Origin of the sequence: Lysinibacillus sp. NPDC047702 (assembly GCF_050272555.1) — a bacterium.
Classification (GTDB): domain Bacteria; phylum Bacillota; class Bacilli; order Bacillales_A; family Planococcaceae; genus Lysinibacillus.
Window position 1 is genome coordinate 38,687 of record NZ_JBNNMG010000001.1, and the last position, 25,894, is coordinate 64,580.

Below are 25,894 nucleotides of genomic sequence, written 5' to 3' on the forward strand. Positions count from 1 at the left end.
AGTACAGGTAAGAAGAATTAGTCATGAAAGGGCTTGTTAACATGAAAAAACATACTGCGGGTATTCACCATATCACAGCCATTGTAGGGCATCCACAAGATAATATTGATTTTTATGCTGGTGTATTAGGCTTACGTCTAGTAAAACAAACGGTAAACTTCGATGATCCAGGCACTTATCATCTTTACTTCGGTAACAAAGGTGGTAAACCTGGTACAATTATTACATTCTTTCCATGGGCAGATGCTTATCAAGGACGTATTGGTGATGGCCAAGTTGGCGTAACTACTTATGTTGTACCAGAAGGAGCACTAACTTTCTGGGTTAATCGTCTAGCGAAATTTGCAATTCCATTCGAAAAAGGTGAGCGTTTTGGTGAACAAGTCATTCAATTTGATGATCCACACGGCCTTCATATTGAATTGGTTGCACGTGCAGAAGGCGAATTAAATGAATGGACATTTGGTGAAGTAACGCCTGAAGTTGCCATTAAAGGGTTTGGTGGAGCTACTCTATACTCAAGTCACCCTGAAGAAACTGCAAAAGTTTTAACAGAAGTTATGGGGCTTGAAAAAGTAGCAACAGAAGGCGAGTATACACGCTACAAATCCAGCGCAGACATTGGCAATACAGTTGATTTAAAAACGGTTGCAGGTCACCGTGGACAAATGGGTGTAGGAACTGTTCACCATATTGCGTGGAGAGCACAGGATAATGTGGATCACCTAGAATGGCAAGAGTATGTTATGAATCATGGTCAACATGTTACCGAAGTGAAGGATCGTAATTATTTTAATGCGATTTATTTCCGTGAACCCGGTGAGATTTTATTTGAAATTGCGACAGATCCACCTGGATTCGCTCATGATGAGACACCTGAGACAATGGGTAGCCAATTAATGTTACCATCTCAATACGAACAGCATCGAGAACAATTGGAAAGAACATTAATTCCAATCAAAGCGCGTGCGCTTGATTAAAGGAGATGGGACGTTTGATTTCAATTGATCCTAAGAAAAATACAGAACGCGAGAATTATAAGTTATTGATTGGCAGTATTATTCCAAGACCAATTGCCTTTGTTACGACGAAGTCAGAGCAAGGGATCATCAATGGTGCACCTTTTAGTTTTTTTAATATCGTGTCTTCCAATCCACCGATGATTTCTCTAGCAGTTCAAAGACCAAATAGGCGCTTAAAAGATACCGCTCGCCATATCCATCATCAGCAGCAATTTGTTGTGCATATTGTAGATGAGGATAATGTTAAGCAGGTGAATGAAACAGCAGCGTCCTTACCTGTAACTGAAAGTGAAATCGATCGGGCACAATTTACATTAATCGATAGCCAACTGATATCTGTACCAGGTATTCAAGAGGCGAAAGTTCGAATGGAATGCCGTTTAGTACAGTCGATTCCTTTAATGAATGGTGAGGAGCAGACAGGTGATTTGTTTATTGGTGAAGTCGTGCAATATCATATAGATGAGACCATTTATAATGAAGGGCGAATTGATCCAAGAAAACTAAAAGCAGTTAGCAGACTAGCTGGCTCAAATTACGCAAAAATTGGTGATATATTTGAGATAGAACGTCCCGAATAAAAAAAATGCGAAAATGTTGATATAACAACATTTTCGCGTTTTTTTCGTTCTAAATTAAAATTCTCTCTATATTCACTAAATCTTCGTTTGTTAATAGGATATCAGTTGCTTTCACATTGTTAGCCACTTGTTTTTTATGTTTCCCACCTGGGATAACGGCATCAACGCCATCTTGAGCTAATAACCAAGCAAGCGCTAGATTTGGTAATGTCGTGTGCTTTTCCTCTGCAATTCCCTTTAACGCTTCTACTTTTTCTAATGTTTGTTCAAATAATTCGCCTTGGAATAAAGGATCTGAAATTCGCCAATCGCCAGTATCTAGCTTAAAGTCTTTTGTATACTTTCCACCAAGTAGGCCATATGCAAGTGGACCGTATGGAATAAATGAAATTTCATTTTTTATACAGTATGGCAATAAATCCTGTTCTCCTGAACGATTTAACATATTGTAAGGAGATTGTAGGACAGAAATATCATTATGCACATTTGCCTCTATAAGCTGTTCTAATGTTACGTTTGAAATGCCTATTGCTCGGATCTTTCCTTCTTCCTTTAAACGTGACAATTCACCAATTGATTCCGCAAGAGGAGTTTCGTTATCCGGGAAGTGTAGATAATAAAGATCTACATAATCCATTTGTAGCCGTTTCAAGCTATTTTCGAATGCACCACGTAGATATTGCGGATGATTATCGGTTTTTACTGAACCGTCCTCAAACCAATGTCTACCTCCCTTTGTTGCTAAAGCGAAATCTTCTCTTGGGTAATTTTTTAATACTTCGCCAACAAGTTCTTCTGAACGCCCTTTTCCATAAATGTCTGCTGTATCAATAAAAGTTATCCCTAAGTCAAGTGCAGCTGAGACTAGCTCCTTCCCATCTTGCTCATTTAAGTTTTTAAATAAATTATGTCCACCTACAGCATTTGTCCCAAGACCAATTTCGGAAATCTTGATAGTTGTTTTTTTAAAAGTATGAAATTTCATATTCCTACCTCCTCGTTATTCTGTAATTAGAATAGAGTAAAAAGGATGTTTTACCAACATACATCGTTATAGTTTCATATATAGAAACAATTGCATTTTAATTGCCAAGAGCCTTAACATTATGCTAAAAGATAATGAATTTCTTCCGTCAATTGCTGACTTGCCTCTTCTAACTTTTTGACAAATGACCGAATGGCAGTTTTTTTTATTTGATTCGTCGAACCATGCAAAGCAATGGCACCGATTACTTCCCCATTCACATAAATCGGAACGGCAATACAACATTTACCTTCATTCGTTTCTTCATTATCAACAGCATATCCTTGAGCTTTAATGACCTGTAAATGAGGAATCAATAGACCATAATCATAGAAGGTTTTTGCTGTAAAGGTATTAAGTTCAATACTATTTAATAGTTCACGTTGTTTTGTAGGTGACAGATGAGCTAACACTACTTTTCCTAGCGCGCTTGAATGCATAGGTGTCCGAGTATCGATGGCATGAAAAGCAGGCTGTTCAAAAGGCTCTCTAATTACATTTTTTATCACCATCTCACAATTTTCTAAAATACCAATATAAGTAGTTATTTCTTCTTGGCGGGCTAATTGGTAGGGTGCTACGAGAGACGCCCATTGGATATCTTTATGCCAATATAAGTGCTCATCCCTGAAAATATGCGGATTTAATTGATAATACTTATTATATTTAAGAACATAATTCATTTTTTCTAGCGTATAAAGCATGCGAAAAACGGATGTCTTATTCATTGATAATTCTTCCATAATTTCAGTTAATGTAAGAGAATGCTTTTGACGTAATATATCTAAAATCAAAAGGCCCCTTTTTAATGTCGATACTTCATAGGAATCCATGTTGTCCTCTCCTAACTTCTAAAATAACTTAACCTGTACCTGTGAAATATTCATAGTTCTTTATTGATATTATAAAGACAATTTTTTATAACTTCTCAATTTTTATTTTAATAATAATTTTTAAAATGGTGGACAATTATAAAAAATGTCAGTGTTTTTTTGTATGAAGTGCTTGATTCTCCTCTTACTGGAGGTAATACACTTTGATTTGAATCAGCAAGATCAAAAAACAAGGAGGTTTTTATTATGAGGTCTATTGAATTGTTTTATGTCATCTTTAATATTGTTTTACTAGGTTGGTTAGTTTTTGGTAGAAATAAGTCACAGCGAGGAATGCTGATAGCTAGTAGTATGTCTATGCTATTTCTACTTGTCCATGGGATCATCGAAGGGATGCGGTGGCAAATGATACCGACTTATTTGATGACATTATTTTTCCTCGTTGTTGTTGTGATAAAACACTTTTTTAACCCAAAAATTCAAAAAGAACAACAATCAAGTATGCGCCGATTACGCGTTGTTCTGAATTCAGCATTAGCTGTATTTTATTCTGCCATAGCAGTTAGTCTGCCTATCGCTCTTCCGGTATTTACCTTTGAAAAGCCGACGGGTCCGTACAAAATTGGAACGATCACTTATGATTGGAAGGATACTCAGAGAGAAGAGACTCTCACACCAGAGCCTGGCGACAAGCGTGAGTTAATGGTACAAATTTGGTATCCTGCTGATTCGAATGCTAAAGGTAATATGGCTCCTTATATTTCCGATTCAGCTGTTTTTGCAGAGGGGTATAGTAAAATTCTAAATTTACCGAAGTTTTTATTTACAAATTTCGGTTATGTCAAAACGCATGCTATTGAGAACGCTGAGATTTCTAATCAGGAATCTACCTATCCAGTGCTCCTATTCTCGCATGGTTTTAGTGGGCATAAAAATCAGAATACTTTTCAAATTGAGCAATTAGTTAGTCAAGGCTACATCGTGGTAGGTATAGATCACACCTACAGTAGCACGACCTCAGTTTTTTCTGATGGTCGTATAGCAAATTACGTTCCACAAAAAACGGAATCAATCGCATATTTAGATAAAGCAAATGAGGGTTGGGTTGAAGATGCTAAATTTGTGCTGGATCAAGTAGAGCAGTTGGCCCAAAACGATCCTGAAAACCGCTTTACAGGTCGAATGGATATGGAGAATATAGGTATGTTTGGTCATTCCTTTGGTGGGGCAACGAGCACCCAAATGCTAATGACAGATTCAAGAATAAAAGCAGCTCTTAATATGGATGGCGTTCTATATGGAAAACTCCGAGTTCCTGCGGATGGGCTGAAGAAGCCGTTTATGATGATGAGTGCAGATGACTCAATCAGAGAAGCGAAGGAAACGGATGGTAAGGAGTTCATCGAGTTTGTAAAAGAAACTCTGCCACGGTATGAGTATGTAACTATGGGTGGGAACTATTGGATGAAGATTAAAAATATGAAGCATATGGGCTTCTCCGATTTATACCTGTTTTCACCGCTTTATGAACGGATGGAAGGGGTCGACATCCAAAAGGCTTACCGTCTGATTAACGACTATTCATTGGATTTCTTTAATCATTATTTAAAGCAACAGCCATTTAAACTATTAGAGCAAAATATTGGGGATTACCCAGAGTTTACGTTGCAGAAAGGTTGACTGCTAAGGCGAATAGTTGAGGGTGTTTAGCCCTCAATTATTCGCCTTCTGAATTTTCCGTATGTTCAAGTCGCCATTCTATTCCTTGAAATAGTAATTGATTAGCTTTTGAGAGTTGGTAGTATTGTGGGCTTAGAATGGCACATAACGTTTCGCATCGTTCGAGTCGTTTGGTTTTGGTTCTTTGAATATATTTTACAAAGTAACGGAAGTAATCTTCTTTATCGTCCAATTGCTCTGAGTTCGCATACAGCCTAGCAGTATCATCGACAATGGCCTGTACAACCGGACTGCTGGCAGGTGATTTTTGTTTCAACGCCTTATTCAATCGATCATGGATGTTTTCGAGCTTTCTGACCAGTGTTGTAGCGTTATATTTTGGTTGATGAACAATATTCATGTACAGAAATTCAGTATTTTTCAGGTCTTTTATAAACTGCGGATCATTTATGAGCTCCTGCAACTCATGCCAAGCAGCGGTTTGTTTGGCGGAGCCTTTCACCTGATTAATAATGTATTTGTCAAAATAATAAAAAAACGAATCTTTCCACTCTTTTGGAATGCCATTTAAGAATTGTATTTCTTTCACTTTTTTATCGATAAATTGTTTTTTATTTTCAGCTTTAATTGTTCGTGCATTTACTAAATCATGAATACACTGCAATGAATCCCCATTATGTTCCTTTGCTTGACGCAAAATTGATATCATATCCATAAGCGTATTAACCTGTGTTTCCATCGATTCAATCTGCCAATCAAGTGCTCTAGTGACTGATATCTCCTCAGATATCATTTTGCTTATTTCATCAATTCCAAAATCCAAATAACGCAGGTTTGTAATCATTTCAAGACGCCATATATCTTTCACCGTGTATAATCGATGTCCACCATCAGTATAACTTGTAGGTTTCAGCAACCCAATTTCATCATAGTAACGAACTGTTTTTATAGTAGAACCTATTATTTTAGCTGTTTCACCTATAGTATATTTTTCTTCCAAATGATTACACCTCCTGATTGGATTACTTTATAGTAATTTTAACATCATAGTTCATTTGATGATAAAAAAAGTCATTATTTTATTTTACGATAAACTTGCCATAAATGAATCCTTAAAACATTGAAAGCCATAAATAGAGGAATTAGACTTGCACAGCTGTGAAGTTTTTTTCAACAAAGTCACCATAACTTATAATTATAAAATGCGAAAATATCGTCAAAGCATTTTCGCATTTTAAATTTTTCCATATTCAAACATTCCAAGAGCAGCAACTTTCATTTAGAAAATTCTGCTCCTGTCAATTATGATTGCAACTGAACTCCTTAACGACTATGATAAGGGCTAGTTCACATTCTCAGTAAGGTAGATTAAGGGTGAAGAGCGCGAGTCATTGCTTCTAAATAGTTCTGACTTGCACGCTGACTTACCTCGGCTTCAGGTACAAAGACTTCAAAGCAATGGAAGCAGCCGGGATAGAGATGGAATTCAACGTCTACACCTGCTTGAGCAAGCTGTGTTACATTATATTCCTCCAATGAAATACTGATATAAAATAGGATTCTTTTATCTTCATTCAGCAAATGTTTTTTGTATCGAAAGCATAGCAGCAGATGTTTTTTGCTCGAAAGCGTAGCGGCAGCTACAATTACGCCAAGGCGAAATTAATGGTATTAAAGGAGTGAATGTGACTCCTGTTCTGCTTCCCATTTGGCAACTTCCTCACGTACACGAGGAGCAACTTCTGTTCCAAGTAACTCTATGGCACGCATCACCTGTTCATGTGGCATCGTGCTTAAAGGCACATACAGCATAAAACGTGTAATTCCAACATGCTTCCTAAGATGAATAATTTTATTAGCCACTGTATCTGGATCACCAACATATAAGGCTCCCTCAAAACTGCGTGCAGCATCAAAGCTAGAGCGATCATAATAAGCCCAGCCTCGTTCTTTCCCTAATTTGTTCATGCCTGCCTGAGTCGATGGGAAAAATGTATCTGCTGCCCTTTCTGTGTTTTCTCCAACGAAGCCTATAGAATGGGATCCTACCTGAAGTTTGGATAGATCATGACCTGCATGAGCAGCGGCTTTTTTATACAACTGTACAATGGGAGAAAATTGCATTGGACTACCTCCAATAATAGCGAGCATAAGAGGTAATCCCAGAAGACCTGCTCGGATGGCAGATTCTTGATTGCCACCGCTGCCAATCCATACTGGCAAAGGGCTTTGAACAGGTCTAGGGTAAACTCCTAAATCATTAATCGCTGGTCGATGTCCACCCTCCCATGTGACTTTTTCAGATTCACGTATTTTGAGCAACAATGCTAAATGCTCTTCAAACAGCTCATCATAATCCTTCAAGTTATAGCCAAATAAGGGGAAGGATTCGATAAAAGAACCTCGTCCTGCCATAATCTCCGCGCGACCATTTGAAATACCGTCGAGTGTAGAGAAATCCTGAAAAACTCTTACAGGATCTGCGGAAGAGAGCACTGTCACGGCACTAGTTAGTTTTATTTTTTTCGTTTGAGGTGCCGCTGCTGATAGAACCATTGCTGGGGACGAAGCAGCGTAATCTACCCTATGGTGCTCGCCGACGCCAAAAACATCTAGTCCTACTTGATCAGCTAAAATTATTTCCTCAACAACTTCACGCAATCGTTGTGCGTGACTTATCACGTCCCCACTGTGAACATCTGGTTTCGTTTCTACAAAAGAAGTAATACCTATTTCCATTTATTATCTCTCCTTGTCAGATTAGTTTTTTATTCGCCATGTTTCTTGCAGAAATGGAGTGCTCAGTTCAATAAATATATATAGACAAATTATTTAGTGGATGTATACTCCATGTTCATTAGGTCTTTACTTGGCTCGTCATTGCCCAAAAAAGAAGGGCGAAGGCACTAATTGAGGCTCCAAGTAAGCAAACGCCTCCCCAGCCAAAGTATGCATACATTTGTGTTGAAGCAATTGATCCGCTTGCACCGCCAATAGAATAGAACACCATATAGCCAGCTGTAAGTCGACTTCGTGCTTCAGCTCGCAGAGGAAGAATCATAGCTTGATTTGTAACATGAACGGCTTGTACCGCCAAATCAAGAAGAATTATGCCGATGACTAGCGCAATTAAAGAATGTTCAAGATAACGGATGAACAACCATGAAAGCAGTAGTAGAGCTAAAGAAATACCTGTCGTTCGCTGTCCATAACCTTGATCGGCCAATTTCCCTGCTCGTGCTGCCGCTAATGCCCCAGCTACTCCTACAAGACCAAAAGCTCCAATCGCGCTGTGAGTTAGAGCGAACGGAGGTGTACTAAGCGGTAGTACTAGTGAAGTCCACAAAATGCTAAAGTCAGCAAAAATCAGCATGGCTAGAAAGGAGCGGATTCGTAATGTTCTTTCCTGAATAAACAAATCAAGCACTGACCTAATCAATCGAGTATAGGACAACGATTTTACCTCGCGTTCAGCATTAGGTAACACCTTGACAAACATACAAACCATCAAAAGCATAATGACAGCAGATACCAGATATACAGAGCGCCAGCCTGCAAGATCAGTTAATATACCAGCGAATGTTCGAGCAAGAAGTATACCAATAACAATGCCACTTGTTACAATACCAACGACCTTGCCCCTTTCGGCAGAGGAAGCCATTGTCGCTGCAAATGCCACAAGTGTCTGTGTCACGACTGCTAATAGTCCCACCAAAGCCATACCTGCAAAAAGTACGATGCTCGAAAAGGCCGTACCAACAATAACTAAAGCCATTATAGATAACAGCATTTGACCAATTATTATTCGCCGTTGGTTCAGTATATCTCCAAGTGGTACCAGCAACAGTAAGCCCAAACCATAAAAAATCTGTGTAATGGTAATAACGATACCAATAGTGGAGTGTTTAATACCAAATGCCTCAGACAATTGATCAAGCAAGGGCTGTGCAAAGTAAATATTGGCGACAGATATTCCACAGGCAGCTGCAAATAACAATGTAACAGCTTGTGTCATAGATGACTGTTCTTTCATGTTAGATGCAGATGATGAAGAATCTGTTATTCCAGTGTAAAGAGGTCTATTTTCTAAATCTGTTTGAGATTTACACATACTTTCCCTCCATTCATAATAGATTGCAATTATAACATACTGTTCGGTACAATATAATTATTGGTAAATATATCTTAGTGTCATTTGTAATGTCAACTATTTATTTATATATCTAAAAAAATAAGTCTTTATTTGACTTGAATACTATCTGTATATATAATAATTACATACTGTTTGGTATGAATTTAATGACAATAAAAAATAATCCTTAAAAATTAAAGTTTAGAGGTGTGCTCTTATGGCAAGAACTCGTGAATTTGATGAAGGTCAAGTCTTAGAAGCAGCGATGCAGCTATTTTGGGAGAAGGGATATGAGGCAACTTCATTAAGTGACCTTACCTCTAGAATGGGTATTCAACGCCCTAGTATCTATTCCACTTTTGGAGACAAGAGAGAATTGTTTGAAGCTACACTTCGTAGATATACAACGTCTCGTGCATCTGATATACGATCTAGACTTCAAAAATACTCGTCTGTAAAAGAGGCATTTTCCATCTTTTTTGCAGATATTATTATCGAGGAATACGAGGAAGATCTCAGTAAAGGTTGTTTTTGTATCAATACAATGGTAGAGCTTGCTCCTCATGATGAGAAATTTGAAGTCCTGACTAGAGAACATCAAATGTACTTAGCTGTTATTTTTCAGGAGACAATTGAACGAGGAATTCAAACAGGGGAACTGGTTGCTGACACAGATGCAAAGTCTTTAGCACAGGCATTGATTGTATCGTTAATTGGTATAACAGTTATGATGAAGTCTCGACCACAACGCTCCTTTGTTGACAATGCAATTGCAGCAACACTCACATTATTAAAGTAATTCGATTGAGTATAAATCAAGAAAACGAAATTTAAATAGTTACAAATCTAAGTCCTCCTTTAGAGCAGATTTTCTAAAGGAGATTTTTTTATGTTGTAAATTCTTACTTTATTGAAACGATTTACAAATCTGTATCATCTAACATATAGAAACAAGAAAGGAGGATGGAAAAATTGCAGGAAAAGTCACTATTACTTAAGGCGAAAAAGGGTAATAACAAAGCTTTTGTGGAGCTGTTGCAGAATGAAAAAATAAAGCTATATAAAATGGCCTATATTTATATGAAAAATGAAAATGATGCTTTAGATGTTGTACAGGAGACGATAGCAAGAGCCTATAGCAATATCCATACAGTCAAAGAAGAGCGCTATTTTGCCACATGGCTGATGAGGATTCTAATCAATACAGCCATCGAGACGCTTCGAAAAAATCAAAAAATAGTACCTATCTTGGAACAACAATCAGAGCAAATCCAAGTTTCAAGCTATGATGAGAGACTAGATCTACTACAAGCTATTGAGCAGCTTGAAGAGAAATATAAAACTGTCATTCTATTGAAGTATTATCGCGATTTATCTACAAAGGATATTGCTGATTTATTAGATTGTCCAGAGGGTACAGTTAAGACAAATGTGCATAGAGGCATACAGCAGCTAAAAAAATATTTTAATAAGGAGGGAGAGAATTATGGAGAACAATATTAAAGAAGTAATAGAGAACATTGATGTACCAATGGAAAAGCTAGATTTTGCTATTGAAAAAGGTGTGGGAATACAAAAGAAAAAAGACAAGAAAATATGGAAAAGAGTCATCCTTTCAAGTGTGGCAAGTATAGCCTTAATTGTCGGTTCCGGTTTTATTTCTCCTAAAATGGCAAGTGTATTAGCAGACGTGCCACTTATTGGTTTTATGTTTAATATAGCAGAACATGATAACGGATTAAAAACAGCGCTTTCTGATGACAATAAGGTAGTCTTAAATAAGACAGTTACTAGTAACGGTACAGCTCTTACGATAGAGGAAATTGTATTTGATGGTGCACGGTTAAATGTAGTTTATTCAATGCCAGAGTATAAGGAACTTTCACAAGCCATTATAACTGTTAACGAAAGAGAACTAAATGTTCCTGAAAGTTTAAAAATTTTAGAAGATAAAAATATATTTCGCGGGTTATTAGAATTTCCTATCGCTGAGGAATTACCTGATGAGTTTAATTTAACTTTAAAGTTTCTACAGATTGGTTCAACAAAAGGAGAATGGGTATTTTCTACACCTATTAAAAAAGTAAATAATCATAGTAATAAAGTAATTGCTGGCCAAACAGGGGAAGTAAAAGGTAACACCTTTGTTGTAGAAAGCATGGACAGTTCAACAACAACGACAAAGATTAAAGTGAAATTTGATGCGACTATGGACAAATTATTTTCTGAAGAGTCCGGTGTCCTAAATGCGACAATAATGGATCAGCATGGCACGCCACTTAAAATATTGGACCAACCAGGAAGTGGCGATGACAAAAGTACAACTTACACGTACTTAATAGAGCCCTTACATCAAGATATTACTGAGGTAAGAATAGCTTACTATTTCTTCCCGTTTAACTTAAATCGTAAAGATTTAATTGTACCACTAGCAGACTCATTCCCACAGCGAATATCACAGGACAAGATGGGGGATTATGTCATAACTGGAGTAACAAAAAAGGGACATGAGGCAACACTTTCTTTTTATATCGATAGTGAATTTCCTTTTGATGATACACTTACACCTTCCTTTTTTGAGATTGTGTCAGATTCAGGAGAAAGTCTTATCACTAATTATGTCCATGCAGTGGGACCAAATAAGTATGAGGTATCTTATCAAGCAAATGTAGGGAAACCAATTGTTCATACTGTAACGACGCCATATATGGAACTAGAGCCATCTGCTATAGTCACGATTCCAGTAAAATAGTTTTAAAAAATATCTATGAGAATTCTCAGTTAATTGAGGGGGCTCATAGATTTTTATATCTTACTTTGAATCTATAACAGTACTAGTTTATAAATAAAAAAGATAAATATTCAGTTATTTATTTTTTTTCTCTATATTAAGCAATAAAATTTACTATAATCTAATGAAAAATTAATTTTTCCAATAATCTAATTGTTGACTCAATTCTAAAAAATATATAATATACTAGTTATTAGAAAATTTTATATTTTTTAGTTATTAATAAGGGGTGGTTATTATGGCGAAGTTTTTACGAACGAAGTCAATCGAGCAAGCCAATAAAATAACCGAAGTTGAACGCTTTAAACTTAAACGTGAACTTGGGTCATGGCAATTAATGCTATATGTTTTAGGAGCCACAATCGGAGCAGGGATCTTTGTTTTACCTGGAACTACTGCTGCTCTTCATGCTGGTCCTGGAGTTATCGTTTCATTCCTAATCGGTGGGATTGTAACAATTGCAGTTGGACTAGCATATGTAGAATTTGCAGCAATGGCGCCCGTCGCCGGAAGCGCTTACACCTATTCCTATATTGCGTTAGGAGAAATTATCGCATGGATGATTGGGTGGGATTTGCTATTAGAATTTACGGTTATTGCTAGTACCGTCGCAGTTGGCTGGAGTGGTTACGTAGATTCATTCTTACAATCTGTAGGTATTCATATCCCTGAGGCTCTTACAAAAGATATTGCACATGGTGGGATTGTCAATCTACCAGCAGTAATTGGATGGCTTATCGTCGCTTGGATTGCATTGAGTGGGATTAAGAATGTGGGTCGTTCAAATACGTTATTTACAATTGCAAAGGTTGCAGCAATTATTTTGTTCCTTGCCATCGGTGCATTCCATGTTGATCCTGTAAACTGGACGCCATTTACACCATTTGGTTGGTCAGGTGTCATGGCAGGAGCAGCGTTAGTATTCTTTGCTTTTACAGGTTTTGATGGTGTAACAACAGTACTTGAAGAAGTAAAAAATCCACAAAAAACAATACCAAAAGCTTTAATTGGTGGTCTGAGTGTATTAACACTTATTTATGCTCTTGTTGCAGCAATATTGACAGGGATTGTACCATTCCCTGATTTAGATGTTCCAAATCCTACAGTATTTGCGTTACAATCTGTAGGTATTCAATGGGGCGGTGCTATCGTCGCAGTAGCTGTTATCTTTGGGTTGCTTGCTACAATGATCGCTAATACAACTAGTGCTACTCGTGTACTATTTGCGATGAGCCGTGATGGTCTTCTCCCAGAGCGTATCGCGCAAACAAATAAAAAGACTGGTGTGCCTGTACTATCTATCTTCATAGTCGTATTGACAGGTATTCTATTATCTGGATTTTTATCAATCGGTGAATTAGCCGAGTTCGCTAACATCGGAGGTTTGACTGCGTTTGCATTAACAACAATTAGTGTAATTGTTCTTCGTTACACGCGACCAGATCAACCTCGCGCATTTAAAGTGCCAGCGATATGGCTTGTAGGGATAGTAGGTGTTGGTGGATCACTTGCATTAATTTTCAGTCTGCCGATGTTTACAATACTGCGCTTTTTAATTTGGCTAGCAATAGGCTTGGTTATCTATATAGCCTATGGATACAAACATGCTAAAATAAAGTAGTGCATACAGGTTGTCCCCAAAAGGACCTTTTAACCAAAATGAATAAAAAGTGAAAGACAGAAACGTTGTTAATTCAATGTTTCTGCCTTTTCAATTTCATGTGATTTTACTCCCAAAGGGACTTATGGGACAGCTCCTAATTTTCTCTAAAGAAACAGATAAAAAAGCAAACCAAAGCGCACATTTCTAAGAATATCTACATATGATAAGGTTACATCTCCTTACATGCCCAGGCATCAATCTCCACCTTTATGGAAGGTGCAGCAAGAGCTACCACATACATTAAAGTTGTACATGGAAGGTGCAGTCCAAGAAATTCACTTATTATTTGCTTTCGTTGCTCTGCGTTCATTTCCCCAACCAAATAAAAAACAAGCTTCGTTAAATCCTGAACTTCCATATTTGCACTTTCAAGATTCTTTCGGATATTATCTAGTGCAATCTTCAATTGGGCTGTTGATTCTTCAGGTATCGTTCCGTCCTTCTCCATTCCGATTTGTCCAGATAGTGTTAACCATCTCTGTGGTCCTGTTACTTCAATTTGATGTACATAAGGAGCGACTGGTTGATGAATGTCCTTCGGGTTTCTTGTAATCTTCATAAAAATCATCCTATCTAATTTTTAGTTTAAAATTTTGTTAATAATAACATACTGATTCTGAATGATAAAATTTATATTTAATACTATTTTAAAGGAACATAAATTGGATATGCTCATTCAAAAGGTTATAATAGATAAATAGAATTAAGGCTTGTAACGCTGATATAGCTTTCAATAAAGTACAAAAGTATTGTTCCCCATTTTAAATTTGATAAGGCATGCAATTCTTTTCCGCTCCTTGGATTTTTGCATTCATCCCTTAAGACACTCGTAAGGCAGAAATAAGTAAGTCTTATTTCAAGAGATGATGGAAATAATAATCCAAAGAAGGGGGAGTATTTACATAAGAATGATACGTAATGTTTTACATCAATTTATTAATTGCTTATGTTCATTTGATAGCGAAACTGGAGCAGTAAAAACAGCGAAGCCGTTTTGTAGAAGGAGTGAATACATGAGTAATTTCTTTCGGAGTCATGGATTTAAGCGCTTTATTATTCTAGTCGGAATCGCTGCTGCACTCTACTTAATGCGTAGTATGATTAATCTTATACTTCTTACCTTTATTATTACCTATTTGATGAATCAATTGACTACGAAGACAACAGCTGGAGTTCGGAAGTATGTACCGATGAATGAAAAAGCAGTAACTGTTACCCTTTATTTGTTGTTAGTGGCAGGAATAGTTGCCGTAATCTATAAGTATTTGCCAGTAGTTACCCAACAAATTACACAGCTTTTTGATCTTATTGCTAGCTTTAATTTGGATCCAGATGATAATGAGATTGCCAGATATTTGGCACCTACCTTTGAGAAGATTGAACTTGGTAAATATTTAGAGCAGGGTGTGGACCTAACTCTTAAAAATATTACGAATATTGGTAAAATCATTTTACACATCTTTATTTCACTGATTTTAAGCTTGTTTATTTTACTTGAGAAGAAGAGAATTATTGAATTTACAGCAAAGTTTAAAGAAAGTAAGATTGGTCCACTTTACGATGAGCTAAATTATTTCTCAAGAATTTTCATTCGTTCTTTTGGTAAAGTAATTGAAGCACAATTTATTATTGCAGCAGTGAACTGTGTTTTATCGGTTATAGCTTTATCCATTATGGGCTTCCCACATTTAATTGCCTTGGGAATCATGCTCTTTGTATTAGGATTAGTACCTGTCGCAGGGGTCATTATTTCCTTAATTCCACTGAGTATTATTGCATATAGCATTGGTGGTTTAATGTACATTGTCTATATCTTAGTAATAGTGATGGTACTACATGCTATAGAGGCATACTTCTTAAATCCAAAGCTAATGTCTGCAAAGACGGATCTTCCTATATTCTATACATTCATCGTCATTCTCTTCTCGGAGCATTTCCTTGGCGTATGGGGATTAATTATAGGTATTCCATTATTCATGTTTCTACTTGATATTCTGGGGGTTACTTCCTCGGAGGATGAACTACAAAAGGCTACGACAGTGCATGAAAATAAACAAATCGAATAGCATTATCTTTCAAAAAGGAATCAAAAGTCTAAATGATTCCTTTTTGATTTTTATAAATTAGCATTATCAATGTATAAAGAGATAAAAATAAAGAAAGTGACAATGATATGTGATATATTACATATCAGTAGATAAAATAATTGGAGGCATTTATAATGGAACAATTCGATTCTAAGAAAAAGCTTAAACGGACGTTCGTACGTGAGGAGGCATATACAATTATAAGAGATTGGATTGTTGATGGAACTTTAAAGCCCAATCAACAATTGAGAGACAAGGATTTAGCAGAGCAATTAGGTGTTAGTCGAACACCAATTCGAGAAGCATTATTGCGCTTAGAGGATGAAGGGTTTGTGCAAACAAAGCCTAATCGTTCAACAACTGTATCTCTTATTGATGCTACTGAAGTATTCCATCTCTATTCTATTGGCTGTACGCTTGAACAATTAGCGATGAAACAGATATTTGAATATATAACAGATGATCATCTACAAATGATGGAGGCAATTAATCTTAAACTTAAAAATGCGATAACTGAAGGAAATCAATTAGAAGCGGTAGAACACGATAATGAGTTTCATGAGATTTTTATTGAAATATCTCAAAATAAGGAATTGAAACGAATACTTACAGGTGTCAGACAAAAGCTTAGACGTGTTGAATTATATTATTTTAATTTAGTAGAGGATGTTCAATTTTCCTATGAGGAACACTTACGTATTATCGAAGCTATTAGGCAAAAAAAGTTATCTGTAGTACTTAATGAAATTGAACAAAACTGGACATTAAGTTTTGCTAGAATCCAAAATCACCTAATTGGTTAATTCATAGAACAAAGGGGTTTGCAATGAGTAAAATACAAAGCTATATCAAGGAATATCATCCAGTTGTACATGTATTAGTTTTCGGCACTGTTTTAATTACCCTAACAAGCTCTATGAGTATGCCTTTTTTAGCTATTTTTTTAAGCCAATCTGTAGGCTTAGATTTTGCAACCATTGGATTTATTATTGGTGTAGGTCCCTTAGCTGGAACCTTTTGTGGATTAATTGGGGGAGTTCTTTCAGATTTTATTGGAAGAAAGAAATTAATGCTTCTTTCTTTAATTGGGTTAAGTATAGCCTTTATAGGTTTTACTATTACAACAAATATTATGGGTTTACTTTTTTTTAGTATTCTTAGAGGAATAGCTCAGGCATTTTTTGGCACGGTTTCTAAGGCGCTTATGGCTGATTTAACACCAGATCATAAAAGATATAAAATGTTCGCTAATCGTTATTTAGCATTGAATATTGGTTTTTCTGTAGGTCCTATGCTAGGAGCATTTTTAGGTATTGGAGGCAGTACGATAGCATTTGTATTAACTTCCATTGTCTATAGTATCTATGCAGTAGTTTTATTTTTTATGCTTAGAGCTATTGATGATAATGCATCAGTATCTGAGGAGAGCATCAATATAGCATTATTATGGAAAACAATGCGTAAGGACACGCCATTACTATTGTTTATTATTGGGGGAATGTTATTAACTACCGTGTATGGTCAAATGTCAGTGACACTTTCTCAACACCTACAGGCAAATATCGTAGATGGCATAAAATTATTTGCGGCGCTGATGAGCATTAATGGTTTCACTGTATTAATACTTCAAATACCAGTAACGAGATGGTCAGAGAGATTTACATTTACACAAAGAATTTTATTTGGATGTATTTTATTTGCGATTGGAGAGGCTGGGTTTGCTTTTTCAACCAATTGGACACCCTTCATTATTTCGATGCTTATATTTACTTTAGGTGAAATTCTTGTTATTCCCGCTGAATATGCTCAGGTAGATGAAATTACACCATCACATTTACGTGGAACTTACTATGGAGCTCAAAGTTTAGGGGAGTTTGGAAATTTTGTAGGTCCTTGGTTTGGAGGCATCTTGCTGTCAGTATATGGAGGAACAACGATGTTTTTATTTATGGCCTTCATATCCCTTTTAGGTAGCTATTTCTTTTATTTAGGGAAAAGGAATTATACTAAAAATTTAATTGTTAATGAAAAATTATGATCCAAAATGGATAGTTAAGAAATTGGAGCTTCTTTTTAAGAGCTCCTTTTATATTTCATCTATTGCTATAGTATTAATACTCTAGATTATGTAAAATTATCCACATGGGGGTGTTATAGTGAAAAAAGTAATTTTAACTTTATTAACAGCAACATTAGTATTTTCGTTCACATCATTAAATGCTGAAGTAGAAGCGAAAGAGACATTTAAAAACTGCAAAGAGCTAAACAAAAAATATCCTAAAGGTGTAAAAAAGGGTCATGCAGCGTATTCAGCAAATCTTGATAGAGATAAAGATGGTTGGGCTTGTGAAAAATAACCAATATAACCCCTTTCGTTGCAATATTACGAAAGGGGTTTTCTCAATTTTAGCACTGTATTTTAAACTACTGGCCTGAAAATTGTATGTGATTTTCTTTTCATAAATATAAAAATTAGCAGAGCGGTAATTCCCTCAGCAACAGGGAAGGTCCACCAAATAGCTTGAGGACCAAGAATCTTTGGTAATAGCACAAGTGTAGGTATGAATAATATAATACTCCTTAATAACATAATAGTTGTGGCAAGTCGAATTTTTTCAATTGATTGGAAAAATTCTGCATACACCATATTCATGCCAAGGAATATATAACCGATAGCGAAATGAACGAAGCCTTGTGCAGCCATATTACGAATTTCGAATGTACTTTCTCCGAATAACGCCATTAACTGTGATGGGAATAACATTGCGATAATAGCAGTTGTTAAGCCAAAAATTAGTGCTGTGGCAGTGCCGATTTTTAAGAGTGCCGTTAATCTTGTTACCAATCTTGCACCGTGATGATAGCTAACTAGAGGTTGAAGCGCCATACCAATACCAAGAAAAACGGTTAACAGAACCGTATGAATATAGTTCACCATTGCGTAGGCAGTAACCCCATCTGAACCTAAATAGTATAAGAATGTCACGTTATAAAGAATGACAATTATTGCCACTGAAGCTTCAACAATAAAGCTCGGTAGCCCGATCGAAAATATTTTCTTTAAATCAGAGATGATGAAAAAATTACGTACAAATCTTAATTCGGATTGCTTTCTGAAGAAATGTAGGCAGAGTACTGACATACCGATAATTGTGGAGAGTGCTGTAGCTAATGCACAGCCAGTTACACCGTAATTGAATACGAAAATAAAGATGTAGTTTAAGATAATATTTAAAACAGATGTAGTGATTAAACCCATCATTGCAAGTTTTGGATTGCCGTCATTACGAATAAAAATGCTTAGTAAATTTTCAATTGTATAAAACACACCAAAGATTAAAATAATGTGTAGGTACTCTTGAACATAAGGGTAAGTAGCATCACTTGCCCCAAATATATAGGAGACTTCTTTTAGATTCAACAGAAGTAGTAGAATCAGTGTTAGAACAACAACAATCATTGTTGTGAATGCTAATGTAAAGATTTGATGTGCTCGCTTTTTATTGCCCTCACCAAGAGAAATCGAATATAGTGTAGCTCCACCCATTCCAATCCAAAGAGAAATGGAAAGGAGAATAGAAAAAATAGGAACAGAGATATTTACACCTGCTAAAGCCGTAGGTCCAACACCATGGCTAACAAAAATTCCATCAACTAAAATATTTACTGACATTAGCAACATACCGACCATAGCTGGGAATAGGTATGATAAAAACAGAGGCTTTAGAGGTCTTGTTTCGATTGGATTAATGGTTGTCATGGTCTTGCACCTCCTTGACCATTACCTTTTCACCCTTGTCATCCAACTCCCCATTAAAAACAAATCCAAAATTTTTATATAGCTGAATGGCTGCAAGATTGTTGTCATAAACGCTTAAATAAATGTTTTGGCAGCCATATGTAGCTACCAGATGATTAATAAGCTGCTGTAAAAAGCATTTCCCCAATCCTTTGTGCTGATATCGCTCATCAATAAAATAACGATCTAACCAAACGCGTGCTGAATTGTCCATATGAGGGAACATACCATACATAGCAAAGCCGACTGCCGTATTCTCTCTGTATAAGCCAACAGGTATAAAGCGTTTATCGATTGCAGCTTCTGCTAAGCATTGATCCGTACTTTCAATAAAGTTTTTCTGATTATCTGCGATGCGTAATGTTAAAATTTCCTCTTTGTTTAAAGCTGTGATGTCACGTATCTCCGTGAACATAATGTCAAAACCTTTCTATTTTTATTGTGAATAGCTACAATTTAATGTATATAGTTACTATATAGTCAAGGAGAGAAACTTAAAAATGTTTAACAAAAATGTAAAATATTTTACAACTGGTGAATTTGCGAAAATCTGTAAGGTCAATAAACAAACACTTATTTATTACGATCAAATTGGCTTATTATCGCCCATCATGAAGGATAATAAGGACTACCGCTATTATTCCATTGCTCAATATGAATTTTTTAGTGTCATTGAGCTGTTAAAGGCAGTAGGTATGTCTTTAAAGGAAATTCAAAAATATATGGCTGAAAAATCTCCTGAAAATTTTCTAGACTTAATGCATCAGCAAAAGGAGATTGTTGCCAAAAAACGAAGAGAGCTGGAGCTGATTGAAGGCATTATTGATGTCAAGATTGATTTAACAGAGGAGGCTCTGCACCTTGATTTTGATAGCATTACAATTGAGCATTTACCAGAGGCAACGTTGTACTTAAGTCGAAATATTGAGGATTCAACGGAGGAGCAATTTGTTAAGGCTGTCTCTGATTTTATAGATGAGTTGGATCGCTCCCAATTAGACACTGGTTATCCAATTGGGGGGATTACAAGGAGGGAGCAGGTGCTGGCGGGTAACTATGATAATTATAGTTACTTGTATATTGAGCAACCTCATCCACAGGAAGGACATCCTTATTTCAAGGCGATTGAAGGAGATTTTATTGTGGGATACCATGTTGGACCATCCACGACACTTGGTGAATCCTACAAGCGATTATTTAAGGTTATGAGCGAAAAGGGCTATGAATTAGGGCAATACGTTTATGAGGAATATATTTATGATGCAGTTATTAAAAATCGTGAAGAGGAATATGTAACAAAAATTATGGTGGAAATAAAAAAAGGGTGTTGAAGCATTTTTGACTATCAACACCCAAATTAACAAGCTTCTTCATATGCCTTAGTGCAAAGTTAAGTTTATTTCCGGATGTGCCTTCTGTATTTCATTTAATTTATTTTCATGGACTCCTTTTAAATTTTTATCAAAAAAGCCAAGTGATAATTCATTGATTAATTTATAGATTGCATTTACATCTGCACCAGATTCATTAATAATCGGCGAAACGGCTGCTAAATCTGTAAAACTTCCGTGATTTGTTTTTGGAATAATAGCTGTGTAGACACTAGGCTTTTCAATTGTTTTATTTCTTAGATAAGATTCTACAAACAATTCATCACGATTACCTGGTTGCTTGCTATATGCTTCCTTCATAAAGTTAATAGATGCCTCAGCATTCATCAACATAAATGGTTTTTCAGGACCATTTGATGGCATTGAATCACCAAACAATCCACCATCCATATCAATTGCTGCTTTAATGCGATTGTCCTTTACAAGCATTTGAGCAGAAGTAGCACCACCAAAAGAGTGACCTAACATACCTATATTGTCATAGTCAATTAGTGAGGCAATTGCATGGAATTTCTTATCAAAATTCCCTTTGATGACTTCATCTAAAACAAATGATGTATCCTGCTCCCAAAGTTTGATTCGATTATTCAAGAACGTAATTGTGTTTTCAATTGGTGTAAAATCAACACGATCGCCATCAGGGAATATGGTTGTTGTCGCGTCACCTGTAAAATTTAGAGCAACAACAATATAGCCATGACTCACTAATTCCTCTAACTGGAAGGTATTTTGGCGACTATATAAACTCATGCCATGTGCAAATAATAGAAGTGGAAATTTTTCTTTGGATTTTATAGGCGTCGCATCCTGATAAGAATGGGTTTTCGTTAGTCCTAAGTGAGTTGTAGCAATATAAGGAAATCCCTGTGTTGCTGCTAATTGCTCTGTTAACGCATCCATATGTTCAAAGTAGGGAGAAGGCTGTCCTGTCCCTTTTTCAGCAGGATAATAAACCTGAATCATCAATTCGCGATTCACCTGATGGTTAGGTACGACAAATTCTTTGCGATTTTTATCGATAAGGTGAAATGTCTGTGTTCCTACTGAATACTCTCCTGTTGGTTCTGGAAAAGACATGATTGGAAATAGCTTTGGTAATGTGAACATTGCAAAAGCAGCTACAACAATACCTGAAATTTTTATTATTTTCATGCTTAATTTCTTTGAAACCATTGTACTTTTGGGCTTCACAAAAACCTGCAGTGTTAATAACAGCAATACAATATAAGCAGGAATCATACGCCAGTTAGCACCAATTGTCATAATTGTCCCTATTAACAAAATATAATTGGTTGCTATCACAAATAGATTTATTTTAGTTACCCCACGTTGTCTCAAAATCAGTGAGATGCTTGAGAGTATTAAAATAATTGTAAATAGTACTTCTAAAGTTTTCATCATTTATCTCCTTTGACATACATACGAATGTATGTAAAAATTAAAATAATAAACTACATATAGTAGTCTACTATTCCTGAACTTTATCAAATAATGCTAAAAAAACATCTTTCAAATCATCATTCACAAATGGCATACCGATTCCTTTGAACATCAAATTTAAATGTTCAATTTTTTGAATAAATTCAGCTCGGCTTACACGAAATATTTCAGGATTCATCCAAATATCAAAAAGCATTGTAAAGGTTTCAGCTGCTTGCTTGGGAAAAGCAACTTGCAGTGAACCGTCTTGATTACCCTCATCAATAATTTTTTGAATACCTGGTGCAACAACTTGTACGCCTTCCGTGATGCGACTATAAACAAATTCAGCAGAATTCATTTTAAAAGGGATTGTGGATAAATCTTCTTCCTTTACGCTTTGAGAAATTGAAAAGGAAATTCCTTGTCTTAAACGTTCTAAAGCATTTAAGTTTTTTAAATCTGATATGTCGTTAAAATAATTATTTGCTGTCAGCATTTCCTTTGTGATGGCATCAATAACATCAGCGCGCGTTTTAAAATGATGATAGAAGGCTCCTCTAGTAATATCTCCCACATCATCTACAATCTCTTGAATCGTTACATTATCCCAACCGTTTACTGTAAATAATTTAACAGCTGATTCAATAATTCTTTTTCTCGTTACTTCTGGATATTTATTTCTGGCCATAAAATACCTCCTTATAGATACATTCGAATGTATTTATAATGATAGAGACAGTTTTCCAAATTGTCAACAATATACTATTTGTGAGCATCACTTAAGAAAATTAGAAAAGAACTAGTAAAGGTAAGCAATTTAGCATATATTTTGAGTTTAAACGGAGGTAAGATCCGAGTGTTTTTAGGTAAATTAAAGTTTACTCCTAATAAGTAAATGAACTCCTGACGATACATTAATGGGGAAAAAATGTAGCACTTTACCCAAAAGTACTTTTCTGTATATGGAGGAACAGTCATGCAAGTATGGGTTGAACGATGGAAGCAATTATTAAAACAACTTGAACAGCAAGGAGCTTGGACACGTCCACTTGAGATAAAGCCTGTAACGACTGAGCAAGAGCTTTCAATGGTAGAGATGCGGCTTGGCGTTCCGATTCCTTCTGAATTCCGTAATGTATTACTTCATTGTTCTCGACAAGTGGGGGTGTATTGGTCTTTACCTGAAGAGGCACTACTTCCTATTGAGCTGGAAGACACACCTCTAGGTAATTTTGGTTGGAGCTTGGAAGAACTCGAATTCCCTGATTTTGGTGGAGACAGTGATAATGCAGATGAACAACTATACCTACAATATCATACGGCTGGCAATGGTGATGTGCTTCTTATAAAGATTGAGGATGGTTCTGTTTGGTATTGGAGTCATGAGGAAGGTGAGTTTGACCTTCTTGCCTGGAGCTTTAATGATTATATAGAGAGGGTTACGACTTTAGGATGTATAGGAGTAGATTGTGGTCAGCATCGACAGTTTTGTAGTGAGGATGGCTTGGATATAAGTTTGGACAACTCTCAAATCTGGCTAAAGTGGTTTGAACAATATTTAACTACAACATGGAACCAAGCTATGTATCACTTGGATTTCTTACTCATATATGTATCGATGCATAGTGTGAAAGAAGCAAAAGTTCAAGAAGCATTTACACGGTTAGATTCCAGAAAGGTGTATGTTGCACTTCGAAATCAAATTGAACAATCACTGCGATTATCAGATAAGGAAACATGGTGTAAGGTGCTAGTAAAGGTTTGTGCAACAGAGGCAAGTGATTGGGTAAGGACACTTTGGAAAGACCAAAATGATATGCCTAGTTCGATTCGAGACTATTTAACAGCCTACTGTCTATCAGAAGAAGAGGGGCTTTCTCTTGTTCTTCAAGATATCGAGAATGAGCAAATCGATTCCTATACAGCTTTACATCGACTACGTCATTTTCACAGCCCAAAAACGATAACTTGGATGAAATCCTTTGTTTCCTTTCCAATCGATGGATGGGATACACTTTTAGTAGAATCACAGCCGAGTGGAGAAACTTTACTTGAGTGGTTGAGTGGCAGTGAAGTAGAGCGCCTAACAGCTATACGAGCAGTATGTAAAATGATGCAGCAAGGAATTATGCCAACAACTTCACCAAATAAGGAGAAATGGCTGCCATTGCTTGCATTTTGGAAGGACAATGAAATACTACGAAAACATAAACAGCTATTTAACCAAGCTCTAGAAGGCTTGGATTATTGGTGAAATCTATAATTGAAAGAGGGAGAAATGATTGAACTATTTCACTATATTCGCTTCCATGAATAATACCGAAGATATTGAATTTAAGATTTCCGATGTTTTTAGTAAAGGTTTTGCTATTGAAAAAAATGAAGATGAGTTTCTCATAAAGTCCAAAGCATTATTTAATAAATACAAATTAATGATTAGAGTGATGTCAGAAGATACAAGCCCAGAATACTTTGCCAATAATATTCCTGGCATGATGGGCTATTACAATAGTATGCCTTTTGAAGATGACAATTTAAAAGAATTGGTTTTAACACAAATTTCTGTGTTAAATACAGTAATTTCCATTGAAACTGAAAAAGAGATAGAGGATGAACAGATGCAATTATTTACGAATCTACTATCAGTAATAGGGGGTATTGGCTTTGTACCAAATGGTACCTTACTAGACAAAGAAGGAGTAGTTATTGTTTATCCTGATGGGCAATCGGGACCATCCAACTTTAGACCTCATGCTTGTACACGAAAGGTGAGGGGACAAGAGGTGACATCAGAGGAAGGTCATCAAAGAAAGAATAAAGTGATAGCTTATTTAAAAGAGAAAGGTATTCCATACACAGATTAACTCCCGCAACTTCCACCAATTGAGGATTGTCAGTTTAAAGCCAAAGAGGATATTGCTAGGAGAGCTGTAGCCTTACTTATTGTTATTCAATTTGCTTGTGATGTGGCACAAGGAGAAAATGTAGAGGAATCAAGAGACTTTTTCATCAGTATGTTGCGTAAATATGAGGTGGAAGACATTCTAACTGACAATGAAAGAGCCTTTTTATATAGTAAGCAACCAAACGCACAGGAAGCCATTAATATTTCATGGCAATATGAAGCTTATTGGACACTAATTTGGGCACTTGGGTTTGTTGACAAACTTGATTTTCCTGATGAAGTATGTGATTGTGAGTATGCTATACAAGTTATTTCTAACTGCGAAACATTTGAGCAATTTTATCTTCAAACTGCAATGCGTAGCCAGGAAGTAATATTGGATGAAGCCGATAAGATATACAGATTGCACTGGGCTTGCGTAGATAGTCGTATACAAGAACGAACGGCTCCTGCTGGTATGAATGAAAGTATTGTTATGGAAAGACGCAGAGGCTTATTCTGGTTGATTGGTCATCAAAATGAAAACTGGGATACGATTTCGATGGATACATAAAAATTAGCAAA

At 36.1% G+C, this 25,894-nt stretch carries 23 protein-coding genes and 2 pseudogenes; 14 read left to right on the plus strand and 11 right to left on the minus strand.

The genetic code is table 11. The features are described from left to right. Positions 1-41: 41 nt before the first annotated feature. On the plus strand, positions 42-980 hold the full coding sequence (locus tag ACQKIM_RS00210) for a ring-cleaving dioxygenase (protein WP_427537272.1): 939 nt from the start codon (positions 42-44) through the stop codon (positions 978-980). Positions 981-994: 14 nt separating this feature from the next. Next, a complete protein-coding gene (locus ACQKIM_RS00215) occupies positions 995-1,603 on the plus strand; it encodes a flavin reductase family protein (RefSeq protein ID WP_427537275.1) in 609 nt (202 codons plus the stop codon). A gap of 49 nt (positions 1,604-1,652) precedes the next feature. Here ACQKIM_RS00215 and ACQKIM_RS00220 read toward each other — a convergent pair whose 3' ends face one another. Together ACQKIM_RS00220 and ACQKIM_RS00225 are read right to left on the minus strand one after the other, a co-directional pair. Next, a complete protein-coding gene (locus ACQKIM_RS00220; RefSeq protein WP_427537278.1) occupies positions 1,653-2,588 on the minus strand; it encodes an aldo/keto reductase in 936 nt (311 codons plus the stop codon). 119 nt (positions 2,589-2,707) lie between these two features. Continuing rightward, positions 2,708-3,460 (minus strand): IclR family transcriptional regulator, encoded by a 753-nt coding sequence (locus ACQKIM_RS00225; protein ID WP_427537281.1) that lies wholly within the window; start codon positions 3,458-3,460, stop codon positions 2,708-2,710. Between the two features lie 246 nt (positions 3,461-3,706). On the opposite strand from ACQKIM_RS00225, the gene ACQKIM_RS00230 reads away from it, so the two are divergent. Further along, positions 3,707-5,140 carry an alpha/beta hydrolase family protein gene (locus ACQKIM_RS00230; protein WP_427537284.1) on the plus strand — a complete coding sequence of 478 codons (1,434 nt, stop codon included), beginning with the start codon at positions 3,707-3,709 and terminating at the stop codon, positions 5,138-5,140. Positions 5,141-5,177: 37 nt separating this feature from the next. On the opposite strand, the gene ACQKIM_RS00235 is transcribed toward ACQKIM_RS00230, so the two are convergent. From ACQKIM_RS00235 to ACQKIM_RS00250, 4 genes and pseudogenes are all read right to left on the minus strand, one after another. Beyond that, entirely contained in the window at positions 5,178-6,140 is a 963-nt protein-coding gene (locus ACQKIM_RS00235; RefSeq protein WP_427537287.1) for a MerR family transcriptional regulator, read from the minus strand. Positions 6,141-6,508: 368 nt separating this feature from the next. Beyond that, a pseudogene (locus tag ACQKIM_RS00240) lies at positions 6,509-6,661 on the minus strand (alpha/beta hydrolase); the annotation flags it as partial. A 150-nt stretch (positions 6,662-6,811) separates the two neighbouring features. After that, positions 6,812-7,879 carry an LLM class flavin-dependent oxidoreductase gene (locus ACQKIM_RS00245; RefSeq protein WP_427537290.1) on the minus strand — a complete coding sequence of 356 codons (1,068 nt, stop codon included), beginning with the start codon at positions 7,877-7,879 and terminating at the stop codon, positions 6,812-6,814. 118 nt (positions 7,880-7,997) lie between these two features. Beyond that, the gene (locus ACQKIM_RS00250; RefSeq protein ID WP_427537293.1) at positions 7,998-9,251 is read right to left on the minus strand and encodes an MFS transporter; all 1,254 of its coding nucleotides are present in this window, start codon (positions 9,249-9,251) and stop codon (positions 7,998-8,000) included. A 238-nt stretch (positions 9,252-9,489) separates the two neighbouring features. Between ACQKIM_RS00250 and ACQKIM_RS00255 the strand changes: the two genes are divergently transcribed. From ACQKIM_RS00255 to ACQKIM_RS00270, 4 genes are all read left to right on the plus strand, one after another. Continuing rightward, entirely contained in the window at positions 9,490-10,071 is a 582-nt protein-coding gene (locus ACQKIM_RS00255) for a TetR/AcrR family transcriptional regulator (RefSeq protein ID WP_427537296.1), read from the plus strand. Between the two features lie 173 nt (positions 10,072-10,244). Next, positions 10,245-10,775 (plus strand): sigma-70 family RNA polymerase sigma factor, encoded by a 531-nt coding sequence (locus ACQKIM_RS00260; RefSeq protein ID WP_427537299.1) that lies wholly within the window; start codon positions 10,245-10,247, stop codon positions 10,773-10,775. Next, the gene (locus ACQKIM_RS00265) at positions 10,759-12,024 is read left to right on the plus strand and encodes a DUF4179 domain-containing protein (RefSeq protein ID WP_427537302.1); all 1,266 of its coding nucleotides are present in this window, start codon (positions 10,759-10,761) and stop codon (positions 12,022-12,024) included. Before ACQKIM_RS00260 ends, ACQKIM_RS00265 begins: the two co-directional genes overlap by 17 nt. A gap of 277 nt (positions 12,025-12,301) precedes the next feature. Next, a complete protein-coding gene (locus ACQKIM_RS00270; RefSeq protein WP_427537304.1) occupies positions 12,302-13,684 on the plus strand; it encodes an amino acid permease in 1,383 nt (460 codons plus the stop codon). A gap of 211 nt (positions 13,685-13,895) precedes the next feature. On the opposite strand, the gene ACQKIM_RS00275 is transcribed toward ACQKIM_RS00270, so the two are convergent. Beyond that, complete coding sequence (locus ACQKIM_RS00275) at positions 13,896-14,285, minus strand: RidA family protein (RefSeq protein WP_427537307.1); 390 nt, start codon at positions 14,283-14,285, stop codon at positions 13,896-13,898. Between the two features lie 454 nt (positions 14,286-14,739). Here ACQKIM_RS00275 and ACQKIM_RS00280 point away from each other — a divergent pair, with 454 nt between their 5' ends. The 4 genes from ACQKIM_RS00280 to ACQKIM_RS00295 all read left to right on the plus strand — a co-directional run bounded on the left by ACQKIM_RS00280 (position 14,740) and on the right by ACQKIM_RS00295 (position 18,170). Next, positions 14,740-15,792 carry an AI-2E family transporter gene (locus ACQKIM_RS00280; RefSeq protein WP_427537310.1) on the plus strand — a complete coding sequence of 351 codons (1,053 nt, stop codon included), beginning with the start codon at positions 14,740-14,742 and terminating at the stop codon, positions 15,790-15,792. Between the two features lie 155 nt (positions 15,793-15,947). Next, positions 15,948-16,616 carry a GntR family transcriptional regulator gene (locus ACQKIM_RS00285; RefSeq protein WP_427537313.1) on the plus strand — a complete coding sequence of 223 codons (669 nt, stop codon included), beginning with the start codon at positions 15,948-15,950 and terminating at the stop codon, positions 16,614-16,616. A 23-nt stretch (positions 16,617-16,639) separates the two neighbouring features. Continuing rightward, positions 16,640-17,851, plus strand: coding sequence for an MDR family MFS transporter (locus ACQKIM_RS00290; RefSeq protein WP_427537316.1), 1,212 nt, complete (start codon positions 16,640-16,642; stop codon positions 17,849-17,851). 118 nt (positions 17,852-17,969) lie between these two features. Continuing rightward, entirely contained in the window at positions 17,970-18,170 is a 201-nt protein-coding gene (locus tag ACQKIM_RS00295) for an excalibur calcium-binding domain-containing protein (protein ID WP_427537319.1), read from the plus strand. Between the two features lie 62 nt (positions 18,171-18,232). Here the strand turns inward: ACQKIM_RS00295 and ACQKIM_RS00300 are convergent, their stop codons facing one another. Next, positions 18,233-19,573, minus strand: coding sequence for an MATE family efflux transporter (locus ACQKIM_RS00300; protein ID WP_427537322.1), 1,341 nt, complete (start codon positions 19,571-19,573; stop codon positions 18,233-18,235). After that, positions 19,560-20,027 carry an N-acetyltransferase family protein gene (locus ACQKIM_RS00305; protein WP_427537325.1) on the minus strand — a complete coding sequence of 156 codons (468 nt, stop codon included), beginning with the start codon at positions 20,025-20,027 and terminating at the stop codon, positions 19,560-19,562. Before ACQKIM_RS00305 ends, ACQKIM_RS00300 begins: the two co-directional genes overlap by 14 nt. 85 nt (positions 20,028-20,112) lie before the next feature. On the opposite strand from ACQKIM_RS00305, the gene ACQKIM_RS00310 reads away from it, so the two are divergent. Then, positions 20,113-20,943 (plus strand): MerR family transcriptional regulator, encoded by an 831-nt coding sequence (locus ACQKIM_RS00310; RefSeq protein ID WP_427537328.1) that lies wholly within the window; start codon positions 20,113-20,115, stop codon positions 20,941-20,943. Positions 20,944-20,991: 48 nt separating this feature from the next. Here ACQKIM_RS00310 and ACQKIM_RS00315 read toward each other — a convergent pair whose 3' ends face one another. Beyond that, entirely contained in the window at positions 20,992-22,401 is a 1,410-nt protein-coding gene (locus ACQKIM_RS00315) for an alpha/beta hydrolase family protein (RefSeq protein ID WP_427537331.1), read from the minus strand. Between the two features lie 70 nt (positions 22,402-22,471). Next, complete coding sequence (locus ACQKIM_RS00320; protein ID WP_427537334.1) at positions 22,472-23,113, minus strand: TetR/AcrR family transcriptional regulator; 642 nt, start codon at positions 23,111-23,113, stop codon at positions 22,472-22,474. A gap of 288 nt (positions 23,114-23,401) precedes the next feature. Between ACQKIM_RS00320 and ACQKIM_RS00325 the strand changes: the two genes are divergently transcribed. Together ACQKIM_RS00325 and ACQKIM_RS00330 are read left to right on the plus strand one after the other, a co-directional pair. Continuing rightward, positions 23,402-24,679, plus strand: a complete 1,278-nt coding sequence (locus ACQKIM_RS00325; RefSeq protein ID WP_427537337.1) for an SMI1/KNR4 family protein — start codon at positions 23,402-23,404, stop codon at positions 24,677-24,679. Positions 24,680-24,707: 28 nt separating this feature from the next. Further along, positions 24,708-25,883 (plus strand): annotated as a pseudogene (locus tag ACQKIM_RS00330) (DUF4272 domain-containing protein). The last annotated feature ends 11 nt before the right edge of the window (positions 25,884-25,894 follow it).

Coding starts and splice junctions, on each gene's coding strand:
- ACQKIM_RS00305 (WP_427537325.1), bottom strand. CDS start 20,027: ATGTTCACGGAGATACGTGACATCACAGCTTTAAACAAAGAGGAAATT.
- ACQKIM_RS00275 (WP_427537307.1), bottom strand. CDS start 14,285: ATGAAGATTACAAGAAACCCGAAGGACATTCATCAACCAGTCGCTCCT.
- ACQKIM_RS00270 (WP_427537304.1), top strand. CDS start 12,302: ATGGCGAAGTTTTTACGAACGAAGTCAATCGAGCAAGCCAATAAAATA.
- ACQKIM_RS00300 (WP_427537322.1), bottom strand. CDS start 19,573: ATGACAACCATTAATCCAATCGAAACAAGACCTCTAAAGCCTCTGTTT.
- ACQKIM_RS00265 (WP_427537302.1), top strand. CDS start 10,759: ATGGAGAACAATATTAAAGAAGTAATAGAGAACATTGATGTACCAATG.
- ACQKIM_RS00285 (WP_427537313.1), top strand. CDS start 15,948: ATGGAACAATTCGATTCTAAGAAAAAGCTTAAACGGACGTTCGTACGT.
- ACQKIM_RS00245 (WP_427537290.1), bottom strand. CDS start 7,879: ATGGAAATAGGTATTACTTCTTTTGTAGAAACGAAACCAGATGTTCAC.
- ACQKIM_RS00310 (WP_427537328.1), top strand. CDS start 20,113: ATGTTTAACAAAAATGTAAAATATTTTACAACTGGTGAATTTGCGAAA.
- ACQKIM_RS00210 (WP_427537272.1), top strand. CDS start 42: ATGAAAAAACATACTGCGGGTATTCACCATATCACAGCCATTGTAGGG.
- ACQKIM_RS00250 (WP_427537293.1), bottom strand. CDS start 9,251: ATGTGTAAATCTCAAACAGATTTAGAAAATAGACCTCTTTACACTGGA.
- ACQKIM_RS00325 (WP_427537337.1), top strand. CDS start 23,402: ATGCAAGTATGGGTTGAACGATGGAAGCAATTATTAAAACAACTTGAA.
- ACQKIM_RS00280 (WP_427537310.1), top strand. CDS start 14,740: ATGAGTAATTTCTTTCGGAGTCATGGATTTAAGCGCTTTATTATTCTA.
- ACQKIM_RS00225 (WP_427537281.1), bottom strand. CDS start 3,460: ATGGATTCCTATGAAGTATCGACATTAAAAAGGGGCCTTTTGATTTTA.
- ACQKIM_RS00315 (WP_427537331.1), bottom strand. CDS start 22,401: ATGAAAACTTTAGAAGTACTATTTACAATTATTTTAATACTCTCAAGC.
- ACQKIM_RS00320 (WP_427537334.1), bottom strand. CDS start 23,113: ATGGCCAGAAATAAATATCCAGAAGTAACGAGAAAAAGAATTATTGAA.
- ACQKIM_RS00230 (WP_427537284.1), top strand. CDS start 3,707: ATGAGGTCTATTGAATTGTTTTATGTCATCTTTAATATTGTTTTACTA.
- ACQKIM_RS00290 (WP_427537316.1), top strand. CDS start 16,640: ATGAGTAAAATACAAAGCTATATCAAGGAATATCATCCAGTTGTACAT.
- ACQKIM_RS00220 (WP_427537278.1), bottom strand. CDS start 2,588: ATGAAATTTCATACTTTTAAAAAAACAACTATCAAGATTTCCGAAATT.
- ACQKIM_RS00255 (WP_427537296.1), top strand. CDS start 9,490: ATGGCAAGAACTCGTGAATTTGATGAAGGTCAAGTCTTAGAAGCAGCG.